Origin of the sequence: Sphingomonas sp. CFBP 13706 (genome assembly GCF_014842355.1) — a bacterium.
GTDB lineage: Bacteria > Pseudomonadota > Alphaproteobacteria > Sphingomonadales > Sphingomonadaceae > Sphingomonas > Sphingomonas aerolata.
Genome location: NZ_JACYVM010000002.1, coordinates 544,890 through 570,039, shown reverse-complemented (window position 1 = coordinate 570,039; position 25,150 = coordinate 544,890). Strand labels below are relative to the sequence as shown.

General features: G+C 68.0%; 25 protein-coding genes and 4 tRNA genes. 18 read left to right on the top strand and 11 right to left on the bottom strand.

Annotated features, from left to right (window positions below; genetic code table 11):
* The first annotated feature begins 7 nt into the window (after window positions 1–7).
* The 5 genes from IFS44_RS06085 to IFS44_RS06065 are packed head-to-tail and all read left to right on the top strand — an operon-like array spanning window position 8 to window position 4,048.
* Entirely contained in the window at window positions 8–1,129 is a 1,122-nt protein-coding gene (locus IFS44_RS06085; protein ID WP_192097805.1) for a hypothetical protein, read from the top strand.
* A gap of 10 nt (window positions 1,130–1,139) precedes the next feature.
* Entirely contained in the window at window positions 1,140–2,333 is a 1,194-nt protein-coding gene (coaBC, locus tag IFS44_RS06080) for a bifunctional phosphopantothenoylcysteine decarboxylase/phosphopantothenate--cysteine ligase CoaBC (protein WP_192097804.1), read from the top strand.
* A gap of 10 nt (window positions 2,334–2,343) precedes the next feature.
* Window positions 2,344–2,784 (top strand): dUTP diphosphatase, encoded by a 441-nt coding sequence (gene dut, locus IFS44_RS06075; protein ID WP_192097803.1) that lies wholly within the window; start codon window positions 2,344–2,346, stop codon window positions 2,782–2,784.
* Window positions 2,781–3,296: a hypothetical protein gene (locus tag IFS44_RS06070; RefSeq protein WP_192097802.1), complete on the top strand. Its 516-nt coding sequence runs from the start codon at window positions 2,781–2,783 to the stop codon at window positions 3,294–3,296. The genes dut and IFS44_RS06070 overlap by 4 nt, the downstream gene beginning before the upstream one ends.
* Window positions 3,293–4,048: a HesA/MoeB/ThiF family protein gene (locus IFS44_RS06065; protein ID WP_192097801.1), complete on the top strand. Its 756-nt coding sequence runs from the start codon at window positions 3,293–3,295 to the stop codon at window positions 4,046–4,048. The genes IFS44_RS06070 and IFS44_RS06065 overlap by 4 nt, the downstream gene beginning before the upstream one ends.
* Before the next feature lie 58 nt (window positions 4,049–4,106).
* Here the strand turns inward: IFS44_RS06065 and galU are convergent, their stop codons facing one another.
* Window positions 4,107–4,976, bottom strand: coding sequence for a UTP--glucose-1-phosphate uridylyltransferase GalU (gene galU, locus IFS44_RS06060; protein WP_192097800.1), 870 nt, complete (start codon window positions 4,974–4,976; stop codon window positions 4,107–4,109).
* A gap of 124 nt (window positions 4,977–5,100) precedes the next feature.
* Between galU and wecB the strand changes: the two genes are divergently transcribed.
* The gene (gene wecB / locus IFS44_RS06055) at window positions 5,101–6,252 is read left to right on the top strand and encodes a non-hydrolyzing UDP-N-acetylglucosamine 2-epimerase (RefSeq protein WP_192097799.1); all 1,152 of its coding nucleotides are present in this window, start codon (window positions 5,101–5,103) and stop codon (window positions 6,250–6,252) included.
* 12 nt (window positions 6,253–6,264) lie between these two features.
* A complete protein-coding gene (gene wecC / locus IFS44_RS06050; RefSeq protein WP_192097798.1) occupies window positions 6,265–7,560 on the top strand; it encodes a UDP-N-acetyl-D-mannosamine dehydrogenase in 1,296 nt (431 codons plus the stop codon).
* Here wecC and IFS44_RS06045 read toward each other — a convergent pair.
* Window positions 7,557–8,711: a M48 family metallopeptidase gene (locus tag IFS44_RS06045; RefSeq protein WP_206757813.1), complete on the bottom strand. Its 1,155-nt coding sequence runs from the start codon at window positions 8,709–8,711 to the stop codon at window positions 7,557–7,559. The two genes, wecC and IFS44_RS06045, sit on opposite strands and share 4 nt — an antisense overlap.
* A 14-nt stretch (window positions 8,712–8,725) precedes the next feature.
* On the opposite strand from IFS44_RS06045, the gene IFS44_RS06040 reads away from it, so the two are divergent.
* Window positions 8,726–9,526: a metallophosphoesterase family protein gene (locus tag IFS44_RS06040; RefSeq protein WP_192097796.1), complete on the top strand. Its 801-nt coding sequence runs from the start codon at window positions 8,726–8,728 to the stop codon at window positions 9,524–9,526.
* Between the two features lie 169 nt (window positions 9,527–9,695).
* On the top strand, window positions 9,696–9,941 hold the full coding sequence (locus tag IFS44_RS06035; RefSeq protein WP_031394633.1) for a hypothetical protein: 246 nt from the start codon (window positions 9,696–9,698) through the stop codon (window positions 9,939–9,941).
* A 443-nt stretch (window positions 9,942–10,384) separates the two neighbouring features.
* Here IFS44_RS06035 and IFS44_RS06030 read toward each other — a convergent pair whose 3' ends face one another.
* Both IFS44_RS06030 and rpsU read right to left on the bottom strand, forming a co-directional pair.
* Window positions 10,385–10,954 (bottom strand): FKBP-type peptidyl-prolyl cis-trans isomerase, encoded by a 570-nt coding sequence (locus IFS44_RS06030; protein ID WP_031394634.1) that lies wholly within the window; start codon window positions 10,952–10,954, stop codon window positions 10,385–10,387.
* Between the two features lie 133 nt (window positions 10,955–11,087).
* Complete coding sequence (gene rpsU, locus IFS44_RS06025) at window positions 11,088–11,294, bottom strand: 30S ribosomal protein S21 (protein ID WP_031394635.1); 207 nt, start codon at window positions 11,292–11,294, stop codon at window positions 11,088–11,090.
* A 186-nt stretch (window positions 11,295–11,480) separates the two neighbouring features.
* Here rpsU and cysS point away from each other — a divergent pair, with 186 nt between their 5' ends.
* Window positions 11,481–12,947: a cysteine--tRNA ligase gene (cysS, locus tag IFS44_RS06020; protein WP_192097795.1), complete on the top strand. Its 1,467-nt coding sequence runs from the start codon at window positions 11,481–11,483 to the stop codon at window positions 12,945–12,947.
* 61 nt (window positions 12,948–13,008) lie between these two features.
* A complete protein-coding gene (locus tag IFS44_RS06015; protein WP_192097794.1) occupies window positions 13,009–13,947 on the top strand; it encodes a D-2-hydroxyacid dehydrogenase in 939 nt (312 codons plus the stop codon).
* Window positions 13,948–13,984: 37 nt separating this feature from the next.
* On the opposite strand, the gene IFS44_RS06010 is transcribed toward IFS44_RS06015, so the two are convergent.
* The gene (locus IFS44_RS06010) at window positions 13,985–14,140 is read right to left on the bottom strand and encodes a hypothetical protein (protein ID WP_162235368.1); all 156 of its coding nucleotides are present in this window, start codon (window positions 14,138–14,140) and stop codon (window positions 13,985–13,987) included.
* 208 nt (window positions 14,141–14,348) lie between these two features.
* Between IFS44_RS06010 and IFS44_RS06005 the strand changes: the two genes are divergently transcribed.
* From IFS44_RS06005 to IFS44_RS05980, 6 genes are all read left to right on the top strand, one after another.
* Window positions 14,349–15,722, top strand: a complete 1,374-nt coding sequence (locus tag IFS44_RS06005) for a class II 3-deoxy-7-phosphoheptulonate synthase (protein WP_031394637.1) — start codon at window positions 14,349–14,351, stop codon at window positions 15,720–15,722.
* 113 nt (window positions 15,723–15,835) lie between these two features.
* A tRNA-Glu gene (locus tag IFS44_RS06000) sits at window positions 15,836–15,910 on the top strand.
* Between the two features lie 164 nt (window positions 15,911–16,074).
* On the top strand, window positions 16,075–16,650 hold the full coding sequence (locus tag IFS44_RS05995) for a GNAT family N-acetyltransferase (RefSeq protein ID WP_192097793.1): 576 nt from the start codon (window positions 16,075–16,077) through the stop codon (window positions 16,648–16,650).
* Between the two features lie 91 nt (window positions 16,651–16,741).
* Window positions 16,742–18,385 (top strand): PAS domain-containing sensor histidine kinase, encoded by a 1,644-nt coding sequence (locus IFS44_RS05990; RefSeq protein WP_244649946.1) that lies wholly within the window; start codon window positions 16,742–16,744, stop codon window positions 18,383–18,385.
* Window positions 18,378–19,010, top strand: a complete 633-nt coding sequence (locus IFS44_RS05985) for a response regulator transcription factor (protein WP_192097792.1) — start codon at window positions 18,378–18,380, stop codon at window positions 19,008–19,010. Before IFS44_RS05990 ends, IFS44_RS05985 begins: the two co-directional genes overlap by 8 nt.
* Before the next feature lie 71 nt (window positions 19,011–19,081).
* The gene (locus IFS44_RS05980; RefSeq protein ID WP_192097791.1) at window positions 19,082–19,495 is read left to right on the top strand and encodes a hypothetical protein; all 414 of its coding nucleotides are present in this window, start codon (window positions 19,082–19,084) and stop codon (window positions 19,493–19,495) included.
* A gap of 23 nt (window positions 19,496–19,518) precedes the next feature.
* Here IFS44_RS05980 and IFS44_RS05975 read toward each other — a convergent pair whose 3' ends face one another.
* From IFS44_RS05975 to IFS44_RS05950, 6 genes are all read right to left on the bottom strand, one after another.
* A complete protein-coding gene (locus IFS44_RS05975) occupies window positions 19,519–20,565 on the bottom strand; it encodes an acetate/propionate family kinase (RefSeq protein WP_192097790.1) in 1,047 nt (348 codons plus the stop codon).
* Complete coding sequence (locus tag IFS44_RS05970; protein ID WP_192097789.1) at window positions 20,553–22,964, bottom strand: phosphoketolase family protein; 2,412 nt, start codon at window positions 22,962–22,964, stop codon at window positions 20,553–20,555. Before IFS44_RS05970 ends, IFS44_RS05975 begins: the two co-directional genes overlap by 13 nt.
* A 64-nt stretch (window positions 22,965–23,028) precedes the next feature.
* Entirely contained in the window at window positions 23,029–23,712 is a 684-nt protein-coding gene (locus IFS44_RS05965) for an NAD(P)H-dependent oxidoreductase (RefSeq protein WP_192097788.1), read from the bottom strand.
* Window positions 23,713–23,998: 286 nt separating this feature from the next.
* Window positions 23,999–24,075, bottom strand: a tRNA-Pro gene (locus tag IFS44_RS05960).
* 230 nt (window positions 24,076–24,305) lie between these two features.
* A tRNA-Arg gene (locus IFS44_RS05955) sits at window positions 24,306–24,382 on the bottom strand.
* A 65-nt stretch (window positions 24,383–24,447) separates the two neighbouring features.
* A tRNA-Arg gene (locus IFS44_RS05950) sits at window positions 24,448–24,524 on the bottom strand.
* Between the two features lie 94 nt (window positions 24,525–24,618).
* Between IFS44_RS05950 and IFS44_RS05945 the strand changes: the two genes are divergently transcribed.
* Window positions 24,619–25,134 carry a hypothetical protein gene (locus IFS44_RS05945; protein WP_197977767.1) on the top strand — a complete coding sequence of 172 codons (516 nt, stop codon included), beginning with the start codon at window positions 24,619–24,621 and terminating at the stop codon, window positions 25,132–25,134.
* The last annotated feature ends 16 nt before the right edge of the window (window positions 25,135–25,150 follow it).

The following is a 25,150-nucleotide window of genomic DNA, read 5'->3' as shown; positions in this document are numbered from 1 at the left end:
ACGTCGGATGAGGACACGGCGGGGCGCCCCCCTGTGGCTGGTCGGCCCGAGCCGGTTTGCCGGCATGTCCCGGTCGCAGGCGCGGCTGGGGCTCGCGCTGTTCGCGATGCTGCTGCTCGCGTGCCTGACCGCGATCAGCGCGCCCGGACCACGCCCGAGCGGGGCGGGCGTGGCGTCCGCGCCGCTGGGCCAGACCGAGCTGCTGCTCTATCAGAGCGTCGTCGCGAACGTGCGCAGCGGCACGCCCTATTATGTCGCGGCGGCCGAGGCGCACCGCGTCGCGCACGCCCCGCTCAAGCCCTATACGACGGTCCGGCTGCCGACGCTGGCGGTGGTGCAGGCCGCGGTGCCGCCGCTGCTCGTCACTGCGCTGTTGCCGCTCCTCTGCATTGGCGTGATGGGCGCGTGGATCGTCCGGTTGCGCCCGGCGATGACCGGGCCGATCCCCGTGGGGATCGCGGGGCTGCTCGTCCTGACGGGGCTCTACGTGCATCTCGAGCCGCCGCTGGTGGTCTTCCCCGAAGTCTGGGCCGGGGCTTTGATCGCGCTTTCGCTCGCGTTGCGGCGCCCCGGTGAGTGGATCCCCGCGGTCGCGCTCGGCCTGTCGGCGATGCTGATCCGCGAGACCGCGCTGATCTATGTCGTGATCATGGCGGTGATCGCCTGGATCGAGGGCGAGCGCCGCGAGGCCGCCGCATGGGTCGGCGCGACGCTCGTCTTCTTCGTCGCGCTCGCCGCGCATGCGCATGCGGTGACGCTCGTCACCGGTCCGCTCGACCGGAGTGCACAGGGGCTGAGCGGTCTTGAGGGGTTCGGCTTCTATGTGCAGCTCGTGACGCTCTCGTCGGGCCTCGCGCTGCTGCCGGACTGGCTGGCGGCGGTCCTGATCGCGACCGCGCTGTTCGGGTGGCTGGCGTGGCGCGATCCTGCCGCAGTCCGCGCGCTCGCGACGCTGCTGGGCTATGCGGCGGTGATCGCGCTGGGCGTGCGCAGCGACGACTTCCCCTGGGCGTTGATCACGACCCCCGTCCTGCTCGTCGGGATCGTCTTCGCGGTCGATGGCCTGCGCGACATGATCGTCGCGGCGCGCGATACACGACGGATTACGGTGACGCGCGTGATCCGCTAGGACTCGCGGCATGAAGCGTATTCTCCTGATCGTCGGGGGCGGCATCGCCGCCTACAAGGCGAGCGAACTCGTCCGACTCCTGCGCAAGCGGGGCCATGCGGTCCGCTGCGTGCTGACCGAGGCGGGGCAGCATTTCGTCACGCCGATGACGCTCGCTGCACTCAGCGAGGACAAGGTCTACACCACCCTGTGGGACCTGAAGGACGAGGCGGAGATGGGGCATATCCAGCTCAGCCGTCAGGCCGACCTGATTGTCGTCGCGCCCGCGACCGCGGACCTGATCGCGCGGATGGCGGGCGGGCTCGCCAACGACCTTGCGACCACGCTGCTGCTCGCGACCGACAAGCCGGTGCTCGCGGCGCCGGCGATGAACGTGCGGATGTGGCTGCACCCCGCGACGGTGCGCAACGTCGCGCAGCTGCGCGCGGACGGCATCACCGTCATGGCGCCCGACGAGGGTCCGATGGCGTGCGGCGAATTCGGTCCGGGGCGGCTGCCCGAACCCGACCGGATCGCCGACGCGATCGATGCCGCGCTTGAGGCCGAGCCGCAGCGTCTCGCGGGCCGGCACATTCTCGTCACCGCAGGGCCGACGCACGAGCCGATCGATCCCGTCCGCTATATCGCCAACCGGTCGTCGGGGCGGCAGGGCTTCGCGATCGCAGGCGCGCTTGCGGCACTTGGCGCGCGGGTGACGCTGGTGGCGGGGCCGGTGACGCTGCCGACCCCTGCGGGCACGACGCGCATCGACGTCGAGACCGCGCGCGAGATGGCTAATGCGGTCGACCGCGCGCTGCCCGTCGATGCCGCGATCATGGTCGCGGCGGTCGCCGACTGGCACGTCGACGCCGCGGTGCAGAAGATCAAGAAGGGTGACGCGACGCCGACGCTCGCGCTGTCCGAGAACCCCGACATCCTCGCGACACTCGCGCGCAGCCCGCAGCGCCCCGCGCTGCTGATCGGCTTCGCCGCCGAGACCGAACGCATCGTCGAGCATGCGACCGCCAAGCGCGCGCGCAAGGACGTCGACTGGATCGTCGCCAACGACGTGTCGGGCGACGTGATGGGCGGCGACAGCAACAGCGTCCACATCGTCACGAAGGACGGCGTCGAGAGCTGGCCGCGGCAGGGCAAGGATGCAGTCGCGGCGCAGCTGGCACGGCGCGTCGCCGATGCGCTGGAACCCGCACAGCCGATGCGCTAAACCGCGCCGCATGACGATCCGTATAGACCTCAAGAGATTGCCGCATGGCGATGGCCTCCCCCTGCCCGCCTATGCGACCGCCGGTGCCGCGGGCATGGACGTGGTGGCGGCCGAGCCGCTGACGCTTGCACCGGGCGCCCGCGCGGCGGTCGCGACCGGTTTTGCGATCGCGATTCCCGAAGGCTACGAAGTCCAGGTGCGGCCGCGCTCGGGGCTTGCGCTCAAGCACGGCGTGACCTGCCTCAACACGCCCGGGACGATCGATTCGGACTATCGCGGCGAGGTGAAGGTCATCCTCGCCAATCTCGGCGATGCCCCCTTCGACATCGCCCGGGGCGACCGGATCGCACAGCTCGTTCCCGCGGCGGTGGTGCGCGCGAGCCTCGGCGAGGTCGAGGCGCTCGACGACACGGTGCGCGGACATGGAGGATTCGGGTCGACCGGACGATGATCGCGCTGCTTCTTCTGGCAGCGTCGCTGGGCGCTGTGCAGGCGCCGGCCGCCGATCTGCAGACCGCACCGGCGCTGCCCGTGCCGCGAATCATCCCCCCGCCCGTCGTTCCGACCCTGCCCCCCGCGCCTGCGCCGTCCGCGCCGCCTCAGGTGACGGGTGGCGTCCCGCTGCCGCCACAGGACTGGAGCGCGCTGCCGGTGTTGCGGCTGCGGCGCGCGGTCGCCCCGTCGCTGGATGCCAGCACGTTCGTCCAGCGCGAGGTGCTGGCCGGGCGGTGCGGCGGCGCGACGCGAACGCCGCAGGGCTGGGTCCTGAACCTCGACCTCGCGCTGCTCGCGGCGGCGGATGGCCGGGTGCGGCGGGTCACGCCGCGCGCGATCGACTGTCCGACGGTCGAGCAGTTCGCCGCCGGCCTGCTGCTGGGCGCGGCGCGCAACAATGTCGATCTGCGCGGCGCCGCCACCGACAGCTGGTACCGCACGACGATGGTGTTCGCGTGGAAGGCATGACGCTCTCCGACGACGAACTCGCGCGCTATGCCCGGCACATCGTTCTCCGCGAATTCGGCGGCACCGGTCAGCTCCGCCTGAAAGCGGCGGCAGCGGTGGTGATCGGCGCCGGCGGCATCGGCTCGCCGGCGATCCAGTATCTCGCGGCCGCCGGGATCGGGCGCCTCGTGCTGATCGACGACGACGCGGTCGAGACGTCGAACCTCCAGCGTCAGACGATCTTCCGCACCGAAGACCAGGGTCTCGCCAAGGTCGAGGCCGCGGCCGCGGCGCTGCGCCGGATCAATCCGAACGTCGCGGTGGACGCGCACCGCCTGAGGGTCGACCAGGGCAATATCGGCGCGCTGATCGCGGGCGCGGACGTGGTGCTCGACGGCTGCGACAATTTCGCGACGCGGTTCGTCGTCGCCGATGCGGCGCATGCGGCGCGGATCCCGCTGGTCTCGGCGGCGGTCGGACAGTTCGAAGGCCAGCTCGGCGTCTATCGCGGCTGGGAGCCCGACCGGCCCTGCTATCGCTGCTTCGTCGGCGAGAACCCCGAGCGTGCCGAGACGAGCTGTGCGGAGGACGGCATCCTCGGCCCCGTCACGGGCGTGGTCGGCAGCCTGGCAGCGCTGGAAGTGATTCGTGCGGTCGCACCGTTCGGCGACGACGTGGCGGGGCAGCTGTTGCTGATCGACCTGCTGTCGCTCCGCTTCCGGACGATCCGGCTGCCCAAGGACCCCGGCTGCCCCTGCTGCGGCGGCGGCTGATCCGCCGCCGAGCGGGGCGGATGGGCGAACCCCACCCGCCCCGCAACGTGCGGGCGGTTCAGCCCAGCAGCGTCTTGGCGAAGGCGCGGACGACCGGTCCGATATCGTCGCGTGCGAGCGCGAGCGCGAGATTGGCCTGGATATAGCCCGCCTTGTCGCCGCAGTCGTAGCGCTGGCCATCGAAGGTGAAGCCGTGGAACGGCTGGTTGCCGATCAGCCGCGCCATCGCGTCGGTCAGCTGGATCTCGCCGCCGGCACCCTTTTCCTGCCCTTCGAGGATGCGCATCACCTCGGGCTGGAGGATGTAGCGGCCCGGGATCATCAGATTCGACGGCGAGGTGCCCTTGGCGGGCTTCTCGATCAGCGCGGTGACCTCGGTCAGGCGACCGTCGGTCGCGCCGGGCGAGATGATGCCGTATTTGTCGGTTTCCGAATCGGCGACCTCGAGCGCGCCGATGACGTTGCCGCCGACCTTGTTATACGCCTCGACCATCTGCTTCATGAAGCCGGGCTTGCCGACCATCAGCTCGTCGGGGAGCAGCACCGCGAACGGCTCGTCGCCGACGATCTCGCGCGCACACCAGACCGCATGGCCAAGACCCAGCGGCTCCTGCTGGCGGACATAGACGGGCGAGCCGGGCCGCTGGCGGATGCCGTCGAGCACGGTCAGCGACTTGCCGCGCGCGCGCATCGTCGCCTCGAGCTCGTAGGAGATGTCGAAATGATCCTCGAGCGCACCCTTGCCGCGGCCGGTGACGAAGATGATCTGCTCGATCCCCGCTTCCAGCGCCTCTTCGACGGCATATTGGATCAGCGGCTTGTCGACGACGGTCAGCATCTCCTTGGGCATCGACTTGGTCGCCGGAAGGAATCGCGTGCCAAGCCCAGCAACGGGGAATACGGCCTTGCGCAGCGGTTTGATCGTCATTCAGTAGTCCCTTGTATCGTTGCGGGTGCAGATCGTTGCGGGTGCATAAAGCCGCCGAACGGACTCGGCAAATCAACTGCGGCGGTTAGCGCGTCATTAAAGACGTGGGGTGTAGGCGGGTTCCATGTCAAAAATACTCGTCATCTTCGGGACGCGCCCCGAAGCGATCAAACTCTTCCCGGTCATCCGGGCGTTGCAGACGCAGCCGGGGCTGGTCGTCAGGACCTGCGTGACCGCACAGCATCGCGGACTGCTCGACCAGGTGCTCGCGATCGCGGGGCTGTCCCCCGATATCGATCTCGACCTGATGGAGCCGGGGCAGACGCTCGATCGGCTGACCGCGCGGCTGCTGGTCGGGCTGGGCGAGGTGATGGACGCCGAGCAGCCCGACATGATCGTCGTCCAGGGCGACACCGCCACTGCAATGACCGGCGCGCTCGCCGCCTATTACCGCAAGGTCCCGGTCGCGCATGTCGAGGCCGGGCTGCGCTCGGGCGACATCCATCATCCCTGGCCCGAGGAAGTGAACCGGCGGATCGTCGCGCCGATCGCCGCCTTGCACTTCGCGCCGACCCAGACTGCGGCGGACGCGTTGCTGCGCGAGAATATCGCCCCCTCGACGATCCACGTCACGGGCAACACGGTGATCGACGCGCTGCACTGGACCCATGCGCGGGTGGCGGCGGATCCGGCGCTCGGCGCCGCGCTCGACCCGGTCGTGGCGGACTGTGCGGGCAAGCGGATCATCCTCGTCACGACGCACCGGCGCGAGAATTTCGGCGACGCGATGGCCGAGATCGCGCGGGCGATCGCGCGGATCGCGGCGCGCGATGACGTCGCGGTGGTCTTTCCCGTGCATCCCAATCCGAATGTCGTCGCGGTGATGGACCGGATCCTCGGCGACCAGCCCGATATCGCGCGGATCGCGCCGCTCGATTACCCGAGCTTCGTCCGCGCGCTGGGGCTTGCCGAGATCGTCCTGACCGATTCGGGCGGCGTGCAGGAGGAAGCGCCCGCGCTCGGCAAGCCGGTGCTGGTGATGCGCGAGACGACCGAGCGCCCCGAGGGCGTCGAGGCGGGTACCGCAAGGCTGGTCGGGACGTCGGAGGACCGCATCGTTTCCGAAATCTTCACGCTGCTCGACGACAAAGCAGCCTATTCCGCGATGGCGCGCGCGCACAATCCGTTCGGCGACGGCCACGCCGCAGCCCGGATCGCCGAGACCATCGCCCAGACCATGGCCCAGGCGGTCGCCAGCGCACCGGCCCATCGTTGAGGATCATCCGTCATGCTTTCCGATACTGAACTGAACGTCGTCGTCATGGGGCTTGGCTATATCGGCCTGCCCACCGCGGCGATCATCGCGCGGACCGGCGCGCGCGTGCTCGGCGTCGACGTGACCGAACGCGTCGTCGAGACGATCAATTCGGGGCGCGTGCATATCGAGGAGGTCGATCTCGACGGTCTGGTCTCGGGCGTGGTCGCGCGCGGCACGCTGCGCGCGGCGATGACGGTCGAGCCCGCCGACGTCTTCGTGATCGCGGTGCCGACCCCGTTCGACGCCGCGCATGCGCCCGACATCAGCTATGTCCTGGGGGCCGCGACGACGATCGCGCCGGTGCTGAAGCCCGGCGATACCGTCATCCTCGAATCGACCTCCCCCGTCGGGACGACCGAGAAGGTCCGCGACCTGCTGGCGACCTTGCGCCCCGATCTGCGCGTGCCCGGGCGGACCCGGGACCAGGCCGATATCGCGATCGCCTATTGCCCCGAACGCGTGCTGCCGGGACGCATCCTGGTCGAGCTGATCGACAATGACCGCGTCATCGGCGGGATCACGCCGCGCTGTGCGCGCAAGGCGCTGACCTTCTACCGCCGGTTCGTGCGCGGCGCGTGCGTCACGACGACCGCGCGCGCCGCGGAAATGACGAAGCTGACCGAGAATGCGTTTCGCGACGTCAACATCGCGTTCGCCAACGAGCTGTCGCTGATCGCCGACACGATGAACGTCGATGTTTGGGAGGTGATCCGGCTCGCCAATCGCCACCCGCGCGTCAACATCCTGCAGCCCGGACCCGGTGTCGGCGGGCATTGCATCGCGGTCGACCCCTGGTTTCTCGTCCATGCAGCACCCGACCAGACGCCGCTGATCCGCACCGCGCGCGAGGTGAATGACGGCAAGACCGATCACGTCATTGCGCAGGTCGCCGCGATGATCGCGGCGGATCCGACCGCGCCGGTCGCGTGCCTGGGCCTCGCGTTCAAGGCCAATATCGACGATTTCCGCGAGAGCCCGGCGATGAAGGTCGCGCTGGCGGTGGCGAATCGCTTCGGGGACCGGGTCCGGATCGTCGAGCCCTATGCCGCGGCGCTGCCACCGGCGTTCGACGGCACCGGCGCGACCCTGATCGACGTCGACACCGCGATCGAGACCTGCCCGATCATGGTCGTGCTGGTCGATCACGACGTCTTCCGCTCGATCCCGCTCGAGGAGCGCAGCGAGAAGACGGTGCTCGATACGCGCGGGATCTGGCCCGACCAGCCGCGCGGCCCGGCGCAGCCGGCGGCGCGACTGGCCGGCTAGCGGAGCGGCTGGGTCCGCAGCGCGAGGACGTCGGCGGGCAGGATCGGCCGTTCGGGGCGGCGGGCAATGTCCTGGACGACGGCGTCGAGCGCGGTCGCCCGCGCCTTGGACGAGGCGTGGGTGCGGCTGCGGAACAGACCGCCGTCGATCGTGCCCCCCTTCTCGCGCCAGAATTGCGGGGCCGAGCGCGGATCATAGCCGGCATTGGCGAGCAGATAGACGCTGAGCCGATCCGCCTCGTCCTCGGTCTGGCGGATCAGCCGGCCGTTGCGGCCGAGTTCCGCCATCAGCCCGCGGCTGATCTTGGCCGCGTCGAGCCGGTCGCGGTGGCGCAGGATGTTGTGCGCCAGTTCGTGCGCGACGATCACTGCGACCTCCGCGTCGCTATAGCCTTCGAAATATTTCTCGCCGATCTGGACGACCGCACCGTCCGCGCTCGCATCGAGGCCGCTGCCGAGCAGGATCTCGAATCGCGAGCGGCAGCCCGCCACGGCGGGGATCGAGACGCTGATCGCGCGCCCGTCGCGCAGGACCGTCATCGCGATCGGCGCGCCCGGCGGCTGCGCTGCGATCAGGGCCTCGGCGGCGTCGCGGTCGGCGGGGGTTTCCGCGGCGTCGGCGGCACCGATCCCGGGTTGCCGCTTGCCCGCGAGCAGTTGGATCGAATCTCCCGACCGGACGCCTGCGCGCGCGGCCGGCCCGTTGGCGACCACCGCCTCGACCGCCAGCCGCGTTTCGAACCCGAATACGCCGATCGCATTCGGCCTGGCCTCCGCACTATATTGGTTGAGCGCATGGATCGGCATGCCGATCTGCGGCTGCAGCCGGTCGCACAAAGCCGCATTGGCGGAGGTCAGCCGGTATCCGATCGTCGCAAGCCGCAGATCCGCGGCGCGCAGTGCTTCGAAGAATGCCCGGGGTGGGGCCTCCGCGGGTGCCGCAGCCGGAGCGGCGCCGGCGAGGGAGACGGGCAGCGGCGGAACCGCGGAGGCCGCACCTGCGCTTAGCAGGACTGCGGGCAGGATACGCATGACGATCGACATGCGGCCCTGATAGACGGCTTTCAGCCGTACGCCATCCACCCTCGCGCAGGAGTCGACGAACCGCGCCGCGTTGCGACGGCGCGCCCGAGCCTCTATGTGCGGTGCCAACGGATATAGACTTTATGATTTCAAGATTCTTTCGGTCCAAGGCCCCGCGATCCGCGGGCCGGTCCTGCTCGATCCCCGAAGGCCGACGCGTCTATGCGGTCGGCGACATCCATGGCTGTGCCGATCTGCTCGACGACCTGATCGCGCAGATCGACGCGGACGATGCGGCGCGCGGCGCGGCGGAGACGACGGTCATCTTCCTCGGCGATATCGTCGATCGGGGTCCGGGCTCGGCCGCGGTGATCGATCGGCTGATCGGCTATGCCGCGACGCGCGCCGACGTGCGGTTCCTGCAGGGCAATCACGAGGAGATCTTCCTCGGCGCGCTTGACGGCGAGCCCAAGGCGCTGCGGCTGTTCTGCCGGATTGGCGGTCGCGAGACGGTGCTGAGCTATGGCATGGATGCGGCGGAATATGAGCGGCTCGATTACGAGGAGCTGGTGCAACGTCTCGCGCAGCTGGTGCCCGAGGCGCATCGCACGTTCCTGGCGGGCTTCGAGGATCTGATCACGATCGGCGACTATGCGTTCGTGCATGCGGGCGTCCGTCCGGGAACGCCGCTTGAGGACCAGCGCGGTTCGGATCTGCGCTGGATTCGCGATCCGTTTCTCGATCATCGCAGCCCGCTCGACAAGATGATCGTCCATGGCCACACGGTGATCGAAGAGGTCCAGACGATGGCGCATCGTATCGGCATAGATACGGGCGCCTATGCGACCGGTCGGCTGACTGCGCTAGGGATCGAGGGCGATCGCACATGGACGTTGCAGACGGCACCCCGCCCCGGCTCGTCGGAAAATTCTCTCGTATCCTGAAAACTATGCCTTCTCGTCTTACTACAATAGGGTATACCCCCAGGGCGATCAGGGCATGTTGCCCGCTCGCAACAGTATGGAACTCTTCCGTACCGTTTCAGTTACCTCGGTTGCGCAAGGTCAGGTTTCGTGCCAAAGACCTACGCGACGAGCACAAAGGGAGTTCATCATGCGTCTTGGGAAGTATCTCCTGACCGCAGCAGCAGCCACGATGGCAGTTGCTCCGGCCATGGCAGCACCGGTTAATTCGGCAGCAAGCCTTTCGGTTTCGAAGTCGGCTCGCGCCGGTTCGGTTACCGCAAAGAAGAACAAGGTTGCAGGCGGCGGCGTTATCGTTGCAGTCCTCGCAGCAGCAGCCGTTGTCGGCGGCATCGTTATCGTTGCCGATAACGACGACGACAGCGACAGCAACTAAGCCTAGGCTCAGTTCTGGAAAATAGCGGTCTTCGGGCCGCTATTTTTTTGCCTGCTGCAGATGGGCCCGGGGCGGGTATGGCGAAACTCCAGCGTCCCTCCCCGCCTCGCACCGCTGCGCAAGCCACCGCGTGCCACCGGGATCGACGATAGATTGCGACGATCTGCGGGACTGAGGCCTGCACACGAATTCCGGCAGTCGAGCATGATCCGCCATGCCGCTGTAATGCCGGATGGTGTTTGACCCCTGACGCGGCGCGCCCACCCTTGGCCAAGGCATGCGGGCGCGAAATGACCCGAGGCGTCACCGGGCGCACCGGCCGAACCCTGCATGATCCGCATTACGCTGACATAACAAGGCCGCCCGCGACGATCAGTCGCAGACGGCCCTGTATCATGATGCCGAGTTCGGCGAGTCGGGCGGCGCACCGCCCGACGAGGCGATCAGCGCGGCTGCGGTACCGCGCCGCCGGCGCCCGGCGCACCCTGCTGCATCTGCATCTGCTGCTGCGCCTGCATCTGCTGGACGACGCTCTGCGGCAGGAAGTCGAGCAGTTCGACGTCGAACACGAGCGTCGAGTTGGCTGGGATCGGTCCGCTGGCCTTGTCGCCATAGCCGAGCGAGGGCTTCAGCCAGAAACGGTACTTGCCGCCCTTGGGCATCAGCTTGAGCGCTTCGGAGAAGCCCGGAACGACGCCCGTGACGGGCAGCGGCGTAGGCTGCTGCGACTTGTCGAAGGTGGTGCCGTTGAGGAGCTTGCCCTCGTAATTCACCAGCGCGACATCGGCATCGGTCGGCTTGGCGGCACCGGGCTTGCCCGGCGTCAGAATCTTGTACTGGAGGCCCGACGCGGTCGTGACGACGCCCTTGGCGCGCCCGTTGCGGGTCAGCGGATCGTCACCCTGGCGCGCGAGCGCAACGGCGCCGATCAGCGCGAGCGCGATACCCAGCCACAGATAGATGAGATAGCTGCGCTTGGTCGGCTGCAGCGGAACGGCGGTGACGGTCGACATCGGACAAACCCCGGGTCATCTGGTCACGCCGGAGCGCCGCGCGTGCCGTAGAATTCGTAATCGGAGCCGCGGTGACGCGGCCCCCAAAACCCTGGCTGCACCTGCAGCCGAGGGTTCCTACTGCAGGCGAAGCTTAGCGTGCGCCGTCGCGCTCGGCGCGCTTGCGCTCGAGCTTGCGCGAACGACGGATCGCAGCCGCACGCTCGCGAGCGCGCTTTTCCGACGGCTTCTCGTAGTGGCGGCGCAACTTCATCTCGCGATACACGCCTTCACGCTGCAGCTTCTTCTTGAGCGCGCGAAGGGCCTGGTCGACGTTGTTGTCGCGGACGATGATTTGCATAAACCCGTTAAGCTCCGGTCGAATAGATACGAATGGATAGTGCCGTCGCGAACAAGTCCGCGCCGCATGAACGGGAGCCCCTAACAGCGTGTGCCCGCTGTTTCAAGCCAAACCCGCCCGGTCAGTGTCGGGGTTCACGTCGGGAGGCGGTTTGCGGGCCTGCCAAGCCAGCGCTAAGAGCCGCGCATGACCACGCACGCCCTGACCCTGTATAACAGCCTGACGCGCCGCCTCGAGCCGTTTGCGCCGATCGAGCCCGCCAATGTCGGGCTCTATTCCTGCGGACCGACCGTCTACAACTATGCGCATATCGGCAATCTGCGCGCCTATGTCTTTACCGACACGCTGTCGCGGACGCTGACGTGGAAGGGCTTTGGCCTCACGCACATCGTCAACATCACCGATGTCGGCCACCTGACCTCGGATGCCGATGCGGGCGACGACAAGATGGAGGCCGCCGCGCGCGCCAGCGGGCAGGATATCTGGGCGATCGCAAGACATTACACCGAAGCCTTCAAACGCAACCTGATCGACCTCCACATCCGCACGCCGACGCGCTTCCCGCTCGCGACCGACCATATCGCGGAGATGATCGCCTTTGCCGAGGCCATCGCGCCGGAGCATTGCTACCTGCTTGAGGACGGCCTGTATTTTGATACCAGCACGGTCCCGGACTATGGCCGGCTTGCCCGGTCGAACGACGATGCCGGCGAGAGCCGGATCGATCCGGTCGCCGGCAAGCGCCACCCGCAGGATTTCGCGATCTGGCGGACATCGGCCCCCGGCGAGATGCGACAGATGGAATGGGAGTCGCCCTGGGGACGCGGTGCGCCTGGCTGGCATCTCGAATGCTCGGTGATGAGCCAGAAATATCTGGGCCCGCAGTTCGACATCCACACCGGCGGGATCGACCACCGGGAGATCCACCACCCGAACGAGATTGCACAGAATCAGGCGCGTTGCGGGTGTGCGGAGACCGGGGCGAACCTCTGGATGCACAACAACTTTCTCGTCGAACGCTCGGGAAAGATGTCGAAATCCGGCGGCGGGTTCACAACGCTCCAGACGCTCGTCGATCGCGGTTTCCACCCGCTCGCCTATCGACTGATGTGCCTTCAGGCGCAGTATCGCAGCGAGCTCGAATTCTCCTGGGACAATCTGGCGGCCGCGACGACCCGGCTGAAGCGGCTGGCGCTCACCGTGCAGGCGTTGCGCGACCGTGCGGCCCCAGGCAATTCGGCAAGCGATCCCGCCAAACCCGCGGCCGACACCGTCCGCGCGCTGCTCGCCGGCTACCGCGACCGACTCGACATCGCGGTCTGCGACGACCTTGCGACGCCGCGCGCCTTGCCGGTCCTCGACGAACTGCTCGCGGACAAGCGGCTGTCGCCCGCGGACCGACTCGCCGCGCTGGCCGATTTCGATGCGGTTCTGGGACTCGATCTTGCAGCCCTGCGCCGCGAGGATCTGCGCGTTCGTCCGGCCTCGGCCACGCTCGATGCAACAGCCGTCGACGAACGCCTTGCCGAGCGCCGCGCCGCGCGGGCCGCCAAGGACTTCCCCCGGTCGGACGCGATCCGCGACGACCTCGCCAGCGCCGGGGTCGAGGTGATGGACGGTGATCCGCTCGGCTGGGACTGGCGGATCGGCTGATCAGCGGCGGAGACGACTCCGCGCTTTGGCGTCGCACCCGAAGCGCGGTACAGAGGCGGGGATGAAAGCCGTCCTCCCCGCCGCCGCCCGCCCGCTGCTCGAACCGCATCTGCCGTCCGATCTCGACGTCGAATGGTTTGCAACGCCCAGTGAGGCGAATGCGGCGATCGCCGATGCGGACATCGCCTGGGTCGACATGCAGCCGACTCACCTGGTGGCGGACGCGATTCGCGCCGCCGGGCCGCAGCTGAAATGGGTGTCGACCATCTATGCGGGGCTCGACGCCTTCCCGCTCGCTTTGCTCCGCGACCGAGGAGTGATCCTGACCAACGGCGCGGGCATCAACGCCGTCGCGGTCGCGGAATATGCGGTGATGGGGATACTCGTCGCCGCCAAGCGCTTCGACACCGTCCTCCGCGCGCAGGACGATCATGTCTGGCTGAAGGACGCGCCGGGCAAGATCGAACTGGCCGACACGCGTGCGCTGGTCATCGGCTATGGCACGATCGGCGCGATGATCGGTGATCGGCTCGCGGCCTTCGGCGTCGACGTGACCGGCGTGACCCGGACCGGGCGCGACGGGACCCTCACGCCCGATGCCTGGCGCACCCGTCTCGGGGAGTTCGACTGGGTGGTGCTTGCCGCGCCCTCGACCGATGCGACCAAGACGCTGATCGGCAGCGGCGAGCTTGCCGCGATGAAGGACAGCGCATGGCTGATCAACATCGCGCGCGGCGACATGATCGACGACAAGGCGTTGCTCGCCGCGTTGCGTTCGGGACAGATTGGCGGGGCGTTCCTCGATCCGACGCACCCCGAACCGTTGCCGGCCGATCACCCCTTATGGTCCGCGCCGAACACGATCCTGACGATGCATCTGTCGGGTCGCAGCCAGACGAGGATGTTCCAGCGCGGGGCGGCGCTGTTCCTCGAGAATCTCGAGGCGTACCGCGCGGGGTCTGCTATGCGGAACGTCGCCGATCTCGGCGCGGGCTATTGAACGATAGCGTCGGTGGCAGGCACCGGCGGTCGCACGATCAGCTGCGCGCGGTGCCGTTGTTCGGGCTGTTATAGTCCTTGATCCCGCGACGGCGGCGCTTGTCGCGACGGCGGCGCTTCATCATCATGATCAGGACGGGCACGCCGATCGCGACACCGACGCCAACGATCGAAAATGCAATGATAATTCGCAAGGGAAGATCCATCGTCGCCCTGTGCCAAACCTGCCCGACATTGAGAAGCGCTTTCTCTACAATCTTGGGCAACCCCTAACCGACCGGATCGCTGCGATCAGCCAAGCCCTGGGCTCGGTACTCGTCCGCCTGCAAGCTTTACTTGATTGCGCCAAAAGCCGATTCGGCGCATGGCCGCGCCTCGAATTCACCAATCGGACGAACAATTATGGCCGCGAACTGGGCCCCCGACAGCTGGACCACGCACGAAGCCCGCCAGCTCCCCTCGTATCCCGACGCCGGCGCGCTCGACGCCGCGACCGCACAGCTTGCGACGTTTCCGCCGCTCGTCTTCGCCGGCGAGGCGCGCAACCTGACCGCGAGCCTCGCCGAGGTTGCAGCGGGCAAGGCGTTCCTGCTCCAGGGCGGCGACTGCGCCGAGAGCTTTGCCGAGCACAGCGCGAACAACATCCGCGATACCTTCCGCGTCATCCTGCAGATGGCGGTCGTGCTGACCTTCGCCTCCAAGCTGCCGGTCGTGAAGCTCGGCCGGATGGCGGGCCAGTTCGCCAAGCCGCGCTCGGCCAATACCGAGACGATCGGTGGCGTCGAGCTGCCGAGCTATCGCGGCGACAACGTCAACGACATCGCCTTCACCGCCGAGTCGCGCGCCCCCGATCCGCAGCGGATGATCCGCGCCTATTCGCAGTCGGCGGCGACGCTCAACCTGCTCCGCGCCTTCGCGCAGGGCGGGTATGCCAACCTGCATCAGGTGCATCGCTGGACGCACGACTTCATGGGCCGCAGCCCCTGGTCGAAGAAATATGCCGAGACCGCGGACCGGATCGGCGAGGCGCTCGAGTTCATGGCGGCCTGCGGGATCGATCCGGAAACGGTGCCGCAGCTCGCCCAGACCAATTTCTACACCAGCCACGAAGCGTTGCTGCTGCAATATGAGCAGGCGCTGACCCGGCAGGATTCGCTGACCGGCGACTGGTACGACACGAGCGCGCATTTCCTGTGGATCGGCGACCGGACGCGATTCGAGGGGTCGAGCCATGTCGAATATCTGCGCGGCATCGGCAATCCGATCGGCATCAAATGCGGTCCGAGCCTCGAGCCGGACGCGCTGCTGCGGATGCTCGATACGCTCAATCCTGCGCGCGTCCCGGGCCGGATGACGCTGATCACGCGCTATGGCTATGATTCGATCGAGGCCGCGCTGCCCAAGCTCGTCCGTGCGGTGACCCGCGCGGGGCATCCCGTCGTCTGGTCGTGCGACCCGATGCACGGCAACGTCGTCAAGGCGGCCAATGGCTACAAGACCCGCCCGTTCGAGCGCATCCTTGCCGAGGTCCGCGGCTTCTTCGCGGTGCACCGCGCCGAGGGCACGCATGCCGGCGGCATCCATATCGAGATGACCGGGCAGAACGTCACCGAATGCACCGGCGGCGCGGTCGACGTCACCGAGCAGAGCCTGGCGGACCGGTATCACACGCATTGCGATCCGCGTCTGAACGCCAGCCAAAGCCTTGAGATGGCGTTTCTTCTGGCCGAAATGCTCAATGCCGAAATGGCCGAGCGCAAGAAGGTCGCCGCCTGACGACGACGACCGCCAAGGCGATCCGGCGGCAAAACGTGCACCTCGCGCGATTTTGCCGCCGCACCGCCTTGACGCCCGCGCCCCGCTTCCGTAGGAGCGCGGCTCGACTACACGGCCCCTTCGTCTAGCGGTTAGGACGACGCCCTCTCACGGCGTAAGCACGAGTTCGATTCTCGTAGGGGTCACCAAGTCTACCCATTCCGACATCGCTGGTTTCTATCGGATCGCGCCGTTCGTCGTGTGCGGTGACCGTGTCGCTACGTGTTTCCCGACGGTGTAGCGACGGGCGAGCGGGCGCTACCCGGGGCCGTCCTCATTTTCGAGGGCGTGCACCCCGTGGAAGGATGCCAGCATGGCCGATGCCGCCCGCAACACCGACTCGCCAGATGCCCTCCCCGCGCCGGCCACCGACTGGAGCGCGGATCTGACGACCCGGACCGGCTACGCGTTTCACGTCCGCCCGATCAGGCCGGACGACGAAGCGGCGCTGGCTGACTTCTTCACGCATGTCGGCAAGGAGGACCTGCGCTTCCGCTTCCTCAGCGCGATCGACCATGTCGGGCACGAGCAGCTGCTCGCGCTGCTGCGCGTCGATCACGAGCATAGCGAGCATTTCCTTGCCTGCGAGATCGGCAGCGGCAAAATCCTCGCGACCGCGATGCTGGTCGGCGATGACGACGGCATGCGCGCGGAGGTCGCGGTTGCGATCCGCAGCGATTTCAAGCGGCGCGGGATCAGCTGGGTCCTGCTCGATCACGTCGCGATGTTCGCGCGGGCCAAGGGCCTCCGCACGCTCGAATCGATCGAGAGCCGCGACAATCACCAGGCGATCGACATGGAGCGCGAGCGCGGCTGGACGGCCGCCCCCTGCCCTGGCGATCCCTCCGCGATGATCCTGCGACTGACGCTGGCATCGCCGCCTGCCTGACCCGTTCTGGTCACAGAGGCACGCGATCGGCCGGCGGTGGCCGGTGCGGCGGTTCTGGTCTATCATCCAGGCCGGTTCCGTACCGGCGACCATGATCTTGGCCGCCGGCGTATCGGACCCGACCGCCGGACAAGGCCCAGAGCCCGATGAACCGCACGCGCCCAGCCCGACCGGCCGCCTCGCCCGCATGATCGCGCATCCGTCCGACATGGGCGACGCGGCTGCCGGACGTCCCGCCGTGCTCGCGGAGGAACTCGGCCTGCTGATCGACGCGGCGACGACCTATGCGATCTACATGCTCGACCCGCAGGGGCGTGTAACGATCTGGAACCGGGGCGCCGAGCGGATCAAGGGATGGACCGAGGCCGAGATCATCGGCCGCGATGCCGCGATCTTCTACCCGGCCGAAGACGTCGCGGCAGGCAAGCCGCGCGCAGATCTCGAGCGCGCGCATGCCGGTGGCCGGATCGAGGAGGAAAGCTGGCGGGTCCGCAAGGACGGATCGGAGTTTCTGGCGAGCGTGACGATCACCGCGCTGCACGACGATGCGGGCGCGCTGCGCGGCTTTGGCAAGGTGATCCGCGACATCACCGACGAAAAGGCGGCGGAGGCCGCGATCCTGCGCCGCGAACATCATCTGCGCTCGATCCTGAACACCGTTCCCGATGCGATGATCGTGATGAACGAACACGGCGTCATCGTATCGTTCAGCGCCGCCGCCGCGCTCGTCTTCGGCTATGAGACGGACGAGGTGATCGGCCGCAACGTCGCGATGCTCATGCCGCCCGCGAATGCCGCCGCGCATGACGCGCATCTGCACACCTACCGGCGGACCGGGGTGCGGCATGTCATCGGCAATGTCCGGCTAGAACACGGGCTGCGCAAGAATGGCGAGGTCTTTCCGATCGAGCTCGCGGTCGGCGAGGCGTCGATCGCGGGCGAGCGGATCTTCACCGGCTTCATCCGCGACATCAGCCAGCGCCAGGTGACCGAGCGCCGGCTGAAGGAGCTGCAGGCCGAGCTGGTCCACGTCTCGCGGGTCAGCGCGATGGGCACGATGGCATCGACGCTCGCGCATGAGATCAACCAGCCGCTGACCGCGATCGTCAATTATCTGGAGGCGACGCGGGACATGATCGGCGACGCGCCGTCACCGCTGCTGGCGGAGATCGCCGAGGCGCTCGAACTTGCGGCGGCCCAGTCGCTGCGCGCCGGCACGATCGTCCGGCGGCTGCGCGCGTTCGTCGAGGGCGGCGACACCGCGCTTCGCGTCGAACCGCTCGCCGCGCTTGTCGAGGAGGCGATCAGCCTGGGGCTGCTGGGCGCGCACGAGGCGGGGATCACGGTCACCACCGATATCCGCCAGGGCGCCGATCTGGTGCGGGTCGACCGCATCCAGATCCAGCAGGTCCTGGTCAACCTGATCCGCAACGCCATCCAGTCAATGGCCTGCGCGCCTCACAAGCGGCTGACGATCGCAACGCTGGCGGATCGCGAAGGCTGGGTGCGGATCAGCGTGGCCGATACCGGTGCGGGCATCGATCCGGCGATCCGCGAGCGCCTGTTCGACGCGTTCGCCACCACCAAGAGCGACGGCATGGGCCTTGGCCTGTCGATCTGTCGGACGATCGTCGAGGCGCATGGCGGCCGGATCTGGGTCGAACCGACATGCCCCGCCGGTACCGCCTTCCACTTCACGATACCGCTCGCCACACAGGATGTTGCCGATGGATGAGACCAGCCACGTCGTGCACGTCGTCGACGACGATCCCGCGATCCGCCAGTCGGTCGGCTTCCTGCTGCGCAAGGCGGGCTATGCGGTCGAGACGCATGTGTCGGGCACGCAGTTCCTGAAGCACGTCACGCGCGAAGCCCATGGCTGTGTCCTGCTCGACGTGCGGATGCCCGATATCGACGGGCTCGAGGTCCAGGCGACGCTGGCACAGCGCGGCATAGCCCTGCCCGTGATCATGCTGACCGGACACGGCGACGTCGCGCTCGCCGTGCGCGCGATCAAGGCGGGGGCGATCGAGTTTCTGGAAAAGCCGTTCGAGCGCGCGACGCTGCTCGCGGCGATCGAGACCGCGCTCGCCAAGGCCGCGCGGATCGGTCGCGACCAGCTTGCCGCGGCCGAGGCCCGCGTCCTGCTCGCGGCGCTGACCCCGCGCGAGCGCCACGTGCTGGACGGGATGGTCCTGGGCCGGCCGAACAAGCTGATCGCGTTCGATCTCGACATCGCGACGCGGACGGTCGAGGTCCACCGCGCCAATCTGATGGAAAAGCTGATGGCGCGCAGCCTGTCGGACGTGCTGCGCATCGCCTTTGCCGCGGGTCTGGGGGAACCTGCCGACCCGGCCTGAGCGCCCCCCCGTGTTTTACGTACAGACCGGGTCCGCGGGTCCTGTCATCGAAGATCCGACAAGGATCGACGATGACCCCACCGGCCCCGTTTCTGCCTACCAGCCCGGGCATCTCGCTGGTCGACGGCAATCCCGCGCGACGCCGTGCGCGGCAGATCCTGCTGCTGTCCGAACGCTACCGGGTACGGTCCTATGCAAGCTGTGCAGCCCTGGTGTCCGATCCGGCACCGCGCGAGCATGCGTGCATCATCCTCGATCTTTCCGATCCTCGGCTCGCGGGGCAGGATGACGACGGGGTGGCGGCGCTTGCCGCGATGCGGGGCCTGGGCTGGGCTGGCCGGGCGATCCTGATCCATGAGCGGGTGCCGTCGCCGGACCTGCTCGCCGCGGCAGACCGTCAGGGTGACCGGATCCTCGACCGCGCGACCACCGACGGTGCGCTGCTCGCGGCGATCGCGGCCGCCATGCTGACGCTCGCCGGGTAAGGACGCCGCGCGGATCGATGGGGTCAGCGTGAGGGTCGGACGCCCCCCGCCTGGCTCAGCCGGGCGGCATGACGGGCGATCTCGTCGTCCTCGCGCGAGGCGACGATCCGGATTGCCAAGCCCGGCAGCCATGCCAGGCCGGTACTGATCGCCTGCTGGGTCGCGCGGTCATGTTCGCCGATCCCGCCGGTCAGCACCAGCAGGTCGATCCCCCCGAGCGTCGCAGCCATCGCCGCGATCTGCTTGCAGACCGATCGCTCGAACATCCGGATCGCAAGGACCGCATCGGGATTGCTCCCGGCCGCCGCGCGCAACACGCGCATGTCCCCCGACAATCCCGAGATCCCCGCCATTCCCGATTCGTGATCGATCAGCGTCGCCAATGCCCCGGCGTCGAGCCCGGTCTCGCGCAGCAGGTACAACAGGATCCCGGGATCGATATCCCCCGTCCGGGTCGCCATCGTCACCCCGCCCGATGGCGTCAGCCCCATGCTGGTATCGACCGATCGTCCGTCGCGCACCGCGGTGACGCTCGCCCCGTTGCCGAGATGCGCGATGACGAGGCGCGACGGGACGCCGTCGCCGAGCTGCGCCAGGATCGATTCGCACGACAGGCCGTGAAAGCCGTACCGCCGCACCCCGCTCGCGCGGTAGTGACGCGGGATCGACAGGACCTGCGCGACATCGGGCAGATCGGCATGGAAGGCGGTGTCGAAACAGGCGACCTGCGGCAGCCCCGGATAGCGCGCGCGTGCGGCCGCGATCAACGCGAGCGCCGCCGGACCATGGAGCGGCGCGAACGCACAGGCCGCGACCAGATCCGCGGTCACCGCATCGTCGATCAGACAATGCGCGGTACGGTGCGGGCCGCCATGGACGATCCGGTGGCCGATCGCGCTTGGCGCCGGGCTGTCCCGCAACGCGGCGTCGAGCGCGTCGAGGACCGAAGCGTGACCGTCGGCGGTCTCGATCGTCCCGCCGACGAGCAACGCGGGGTCCGGGTCGACGGCGTAGAGCCCGTATTTCACCGTCGACGACCCGCTGTTCAGCGCGAGGATCAGCGCGCCCATTGCCAGTCGCGCACCTCCGGCAGATCGTCGCCCTGTTCGGCGATGTACAGCTTGTGCCGTTCCATCGTCGTCCAGTAGCGCGCGGTCTCCCGCGGGACGCGGTCGCGGAACCGCGGGATCCGCTCGATCGCGTCGAGCGCGAGCCGGTACCGGTCGAGATCGTTCAGCACGACCATGTCGAACGGCGTCGTCGTCGTGCCCATTTCCTTGTAGCCGCGGACATGGATGTTGGCGTGGTTGGCGCGGCGGTAGGTCAGCTTGTGGATCATCGCCGGGTAGCCGTGGAACGCGAAGATCACCGGTGTGTCGCGCGTAAACAGCGCGTCGAATTCGCGCTCGTCGAGCCCGTGCGTATGTTCGGATCGCGGCTGCAGCACCATGAGGTCGACGACATTGACCACCCGGATCCGGATGTCGGGGACATAGGCACGCAGCAGTGTCACCGCAGCCAGCGTCTCGAGCGTCGGGACATCGCCCGCGCACGCCATCACCGCATCGGGCTCGGCATCGTCGCCGGCCCAGTCCCAGATGCCGGCACCCGCGGTGCAGTGCCGCACCGCCGCGTCGATCCCCAGCCATTGCCATTCGGGCTGCTTGCCCGCGACTATGACGTTCACATAGCCCCGGCTGCGCAGGCAATGGTCGCCGACCGACAACAGGCAATTGGCGTCGGCGGGCAGATAGATCCGCGTGACCTCCGCGGTCTTGTTCGCGACGTGATCGATGAACCCCGGGTCCTGATGCGACAGCCCGTTGTGGTCCTGCCGCCAGACATGCGACGTCAGCAGATAGTTGAGCGACGCGATCGGCCGCCGCCACGGGATGCCGCGCGTCACCTTCAGCCATTTGGCATGCTGGTTGACCATCGAATCGACGATGTGGACGAACGCCTCGTAACAGGAAAACAGCCCGTGGCGCCCGGTGAGCAGATAGCCCTCGAGCCAGCCTTGGCACAGATGCTCGCTCAGCACCTCCATCACGCGGCCGTCGGCGGTCAGATGCTCGTCGACCGCCTCGACCTCGGCCATCCAGACCTTGCCCGACACGTCATAGACATCGGCGAGACGGTTCGACGCGGTCTCGTCGGGCCCGAACAGGCGGAAGTTCACGCTCGGCATGTTGAGCGTCATCACGTCGCGCAGATAGCGACCGAACACCCGCGTTGCCTCGGCCATGACCGTGCCCGGCGCATCGACCGGCACGGCATGCGCACGGAAGTCGGGCAGCGACAGGGGCACCAGCGTCTCGCCGCCATTGGCATGCGGGTTCGACCCCATCCGCCGATGTCCGGTCGGTGCGAGCGAGGCGTAGATGTCGAGGAACTTGCCCGTCGCATCGAACAGCTCCTCGGGACGGTAGCTTCGCATCCACTCTTCGAGCAGCCGGAGATGCTCGGGGTCCTTGAAGTCGGCGATCGGGACCTGATGCGCGCGCCACGTGCCTTCGACCGGCTTGCCGTCGACGGTCTTGGGGCCGGTCCACCCCTTGGGCGTGCGAAACACGATCATCGGCCAGCGCGGGCGTTCGGGCGTCGCGCCGGGGATGCGTGCCGCGGCCTGGATCGCCTGGATCTTCGCCAGCGCGGTGTCGAGCGCGGCGGCGAGCTGCTGGTGGACGAGCGCGGGGTCGCTGCCGCCGACATAGAGCGGCTCATGCCCATAGCCGCGCAGCAGCGCGTCGAGCTCGTCCTCGTCGATCCGCGCGAGGATCGTCGGGTTGGCGATCTTGAACCCGTTGAGGTGCAGGATCGGCAGGACCGCGCCGTCGCGCGCGGGGTTCAGGAACTTGTTCGAATGCCAGCTCGCCGCGAGCGCGCCCGTCTCCGCCTCGCCATCGCCGATCACGCAGGCGACCAGCAGGTCCGGATTGTCGAACGCCGCGCCATAGGCGTGCGCCAGCGAATAGCCGAGCTCGCCCCCCTCGTGGATCGATCCCGGCGTTTCGGGCGCGACATGGCTGGGGATTCCGCCCGGCCAGGAGAATTGCCGGAACAGCCGGTGCATGCCCGACCGGCTGCGCTCGATCGCGGGATAACGCTCGGTATAGGAGCCCTCGAGATAGGTGTGGGCCACCAGCCCCGGCCCGCCATGCCCCGGCCCGATGATGTTGATCATGTCGAGGTCGTGCGCGACGATCAGCCGGTTGAGATGGACGTAGAGGAAGTTGAGGCCCGGCGTCGTGCCCCAGTGGCCGAGCAGCCGCGGCTTGACGTCGGCGATCGTCAGCGGGCGTTCGAGCAGCGCGTTGTCGCGCAGATAGATCTGGCCGACCGATAGGTAGTTGGCGGCACGCCAATAGGCGTCCATCCGGTGCAGCTCATCGCGCGACAACGGATCGGCGCGCGTCACGACATGCGGCGGTGCCTTGTGGGCGAGGCCGGTCAAGATTGCGGAGTCCATCGACGAGCGGCGGGGATCGCGGGCGGTATGGGACGCATGTCGATAATCCTTTGATGGAGGCGCATCAGCCGGCCAGCCGGCTGGTCAGCGAAGGGTCGCGCAGCAGCGCTTCGTCGCCGAATGCCAGTTGCGCGCAGGTACGGTTTGCCTGCGCGGTGACGGCGTTCAGATGCTGGCTGGCGACCTGCGGATCGAGATGGCTGGTGATGTTGGCGAATCGACGCTGTTCCTGCGACCGCATGCCGAAGGCGTGGACCAGATACTGGTCGACCATGGTCGTCAGCCCCGTCCCGAGCCCCTGATCGTCGAGCCAGACCCGGCTGCCAGCCGCGGTCGTGAAGGTCAGCAGCCGCTTGCCGCCGAGCAGCAGGCTGCGCGCACGCTGCTGGACCGCGACAGGCTCGATCCCTGCGCCGAACACGCGCTCTATATAGCCCTTCATCATCGCCGGCGGGGATCCGAACCAGAGCGGGTAGACGAGGACGAACACGTCGCAGCCCGCGATCGCCGCGCGTTCGTCCTGCACGTCCTGCGCGAGAACCGCCGCATCCCGCGTCGGCAATTCCGCGGGTTTGAGCACCGGATCGAAGCCCAGCGCATAGAGGTCGCGCAGCACGACGTGCTGGCCGTTCGCGCGCACCGCATCGCAATAGCGGTGCGCGATCGCGTGGTTGAAGCTCACAGGGTCCGGATGGCACAGGATCACGGCATGCCGAGGCTGGGCCGCAACGGGCTCGTCATCCATCATCGCGCCGACTCCATCCTGCGCCGACCATCATCCAGTCGCGCGCCGCGCCGGAGACGGTCAGGGAGTCGAGGAGTACGGGATCGCCCCGTGCGATCTCAGCCTCGGAAACTACGCACTAGGCAGCGCGCTTTACGCCTGCGCGCGCCCATCGGCCCGGAGGCGGCCAGGTCGGAATGCCGCTCGAGCACGGACACGACGCGACCAAGACCTTGTTGGCCTTAACGGCTTTGATGGTGCTGGATATACGGCCTGCCGCCTGGGCAAGCGATGATCATGCGATGCATGATGGTCGGGAAGAGAGGATTCGAACCTCCGGCCCCTGCCTCCCGAAGACAGTGCTCTACCAGGCTGAGCTACTCCCCGACGGAGTCCGATCGTTACGCCCTTGGGGGACCGACCGGTGACTGGAGGGGCGCCTATACCCAGCACTTCGCAGCTGTGCAAGCGGCCGCAGCAAGAAGTTTGCAGGGGATGTCGAAAAGCTCGGGAGCATTGCGTGATGCGACGGGACAGTTGCGTCGCGACGTCGATGCGGTGCGGATATGATAAGAAGTAATCGCGGACGGCGTCGTGCCGCGGCAGGTTGTGGACGATGGTGCACCCAGAGCGATTCGAACGCCCGACCCTCAGATTCGTAGTCTGATGCTCTATCCAGCTGAGCTATGGGTGCATCGCCATGCCGTTTTAGGCCGGCCCGTGTCTGGCCGTCTGGCCCCGCCGCGAGGCAGGAAATCCTGGTGCACCCAGAGCGATTCGAACGCCCGACCCTCAGATTCGTAGTCTGATGCTCTATCCAGCTGAGCTATGGGTGCACTGGAGGGGCGCTGATAGCAGGCATTTTTCGCGGCGCAAGGGTGTTGCGCGATAAAGTTGTGTACGCCGCGTCGGCGGCATAGAGCGATGGGCATGAAACAGCCTTCCCGCCCCGTGCTGATCGCCCTTCTTCTCGCACCCGCCCTGGCGGTCGGCGCCTGTAGCAAGGATACCGCCAGCTATCCCTCGCTCGGGATCCGCCCGACCGAATCGATCGGCTTCGGCGAACCCGCGGGCAAGCCGGTGGTGGTCCAGCCCGATCCGACGCTCGACACCGACATTGCAGCGTTCCGGACGCAGCTCGACCGGATCAAGGCGGGCTTTGCTAAGGATGCGGCGAGCACCCAGGCCGCCGCCCATGCCGCACGCGGCGGTGCGGTCGGTAGCGAGCCGTGGCTGACGGCCCAGACCGCGCTGGCCGGTCTCGACGACTGGCGGGCGCAGACGTCGCTGCTGGTCACCGATATCGAGCGTCGCGCGACCGATCGCGCGGCGACGCTCGCGCCGGCCTATCCCGCGCTCGATGCGGTGCGCGACGCGGCGCAGGCCGAAGCCGAGAAGCAGGGAACGACCATCACTCAGATCCAGGCGAGCCTCCCCGCCGCCTGACGCCGCCGCCCGCAGC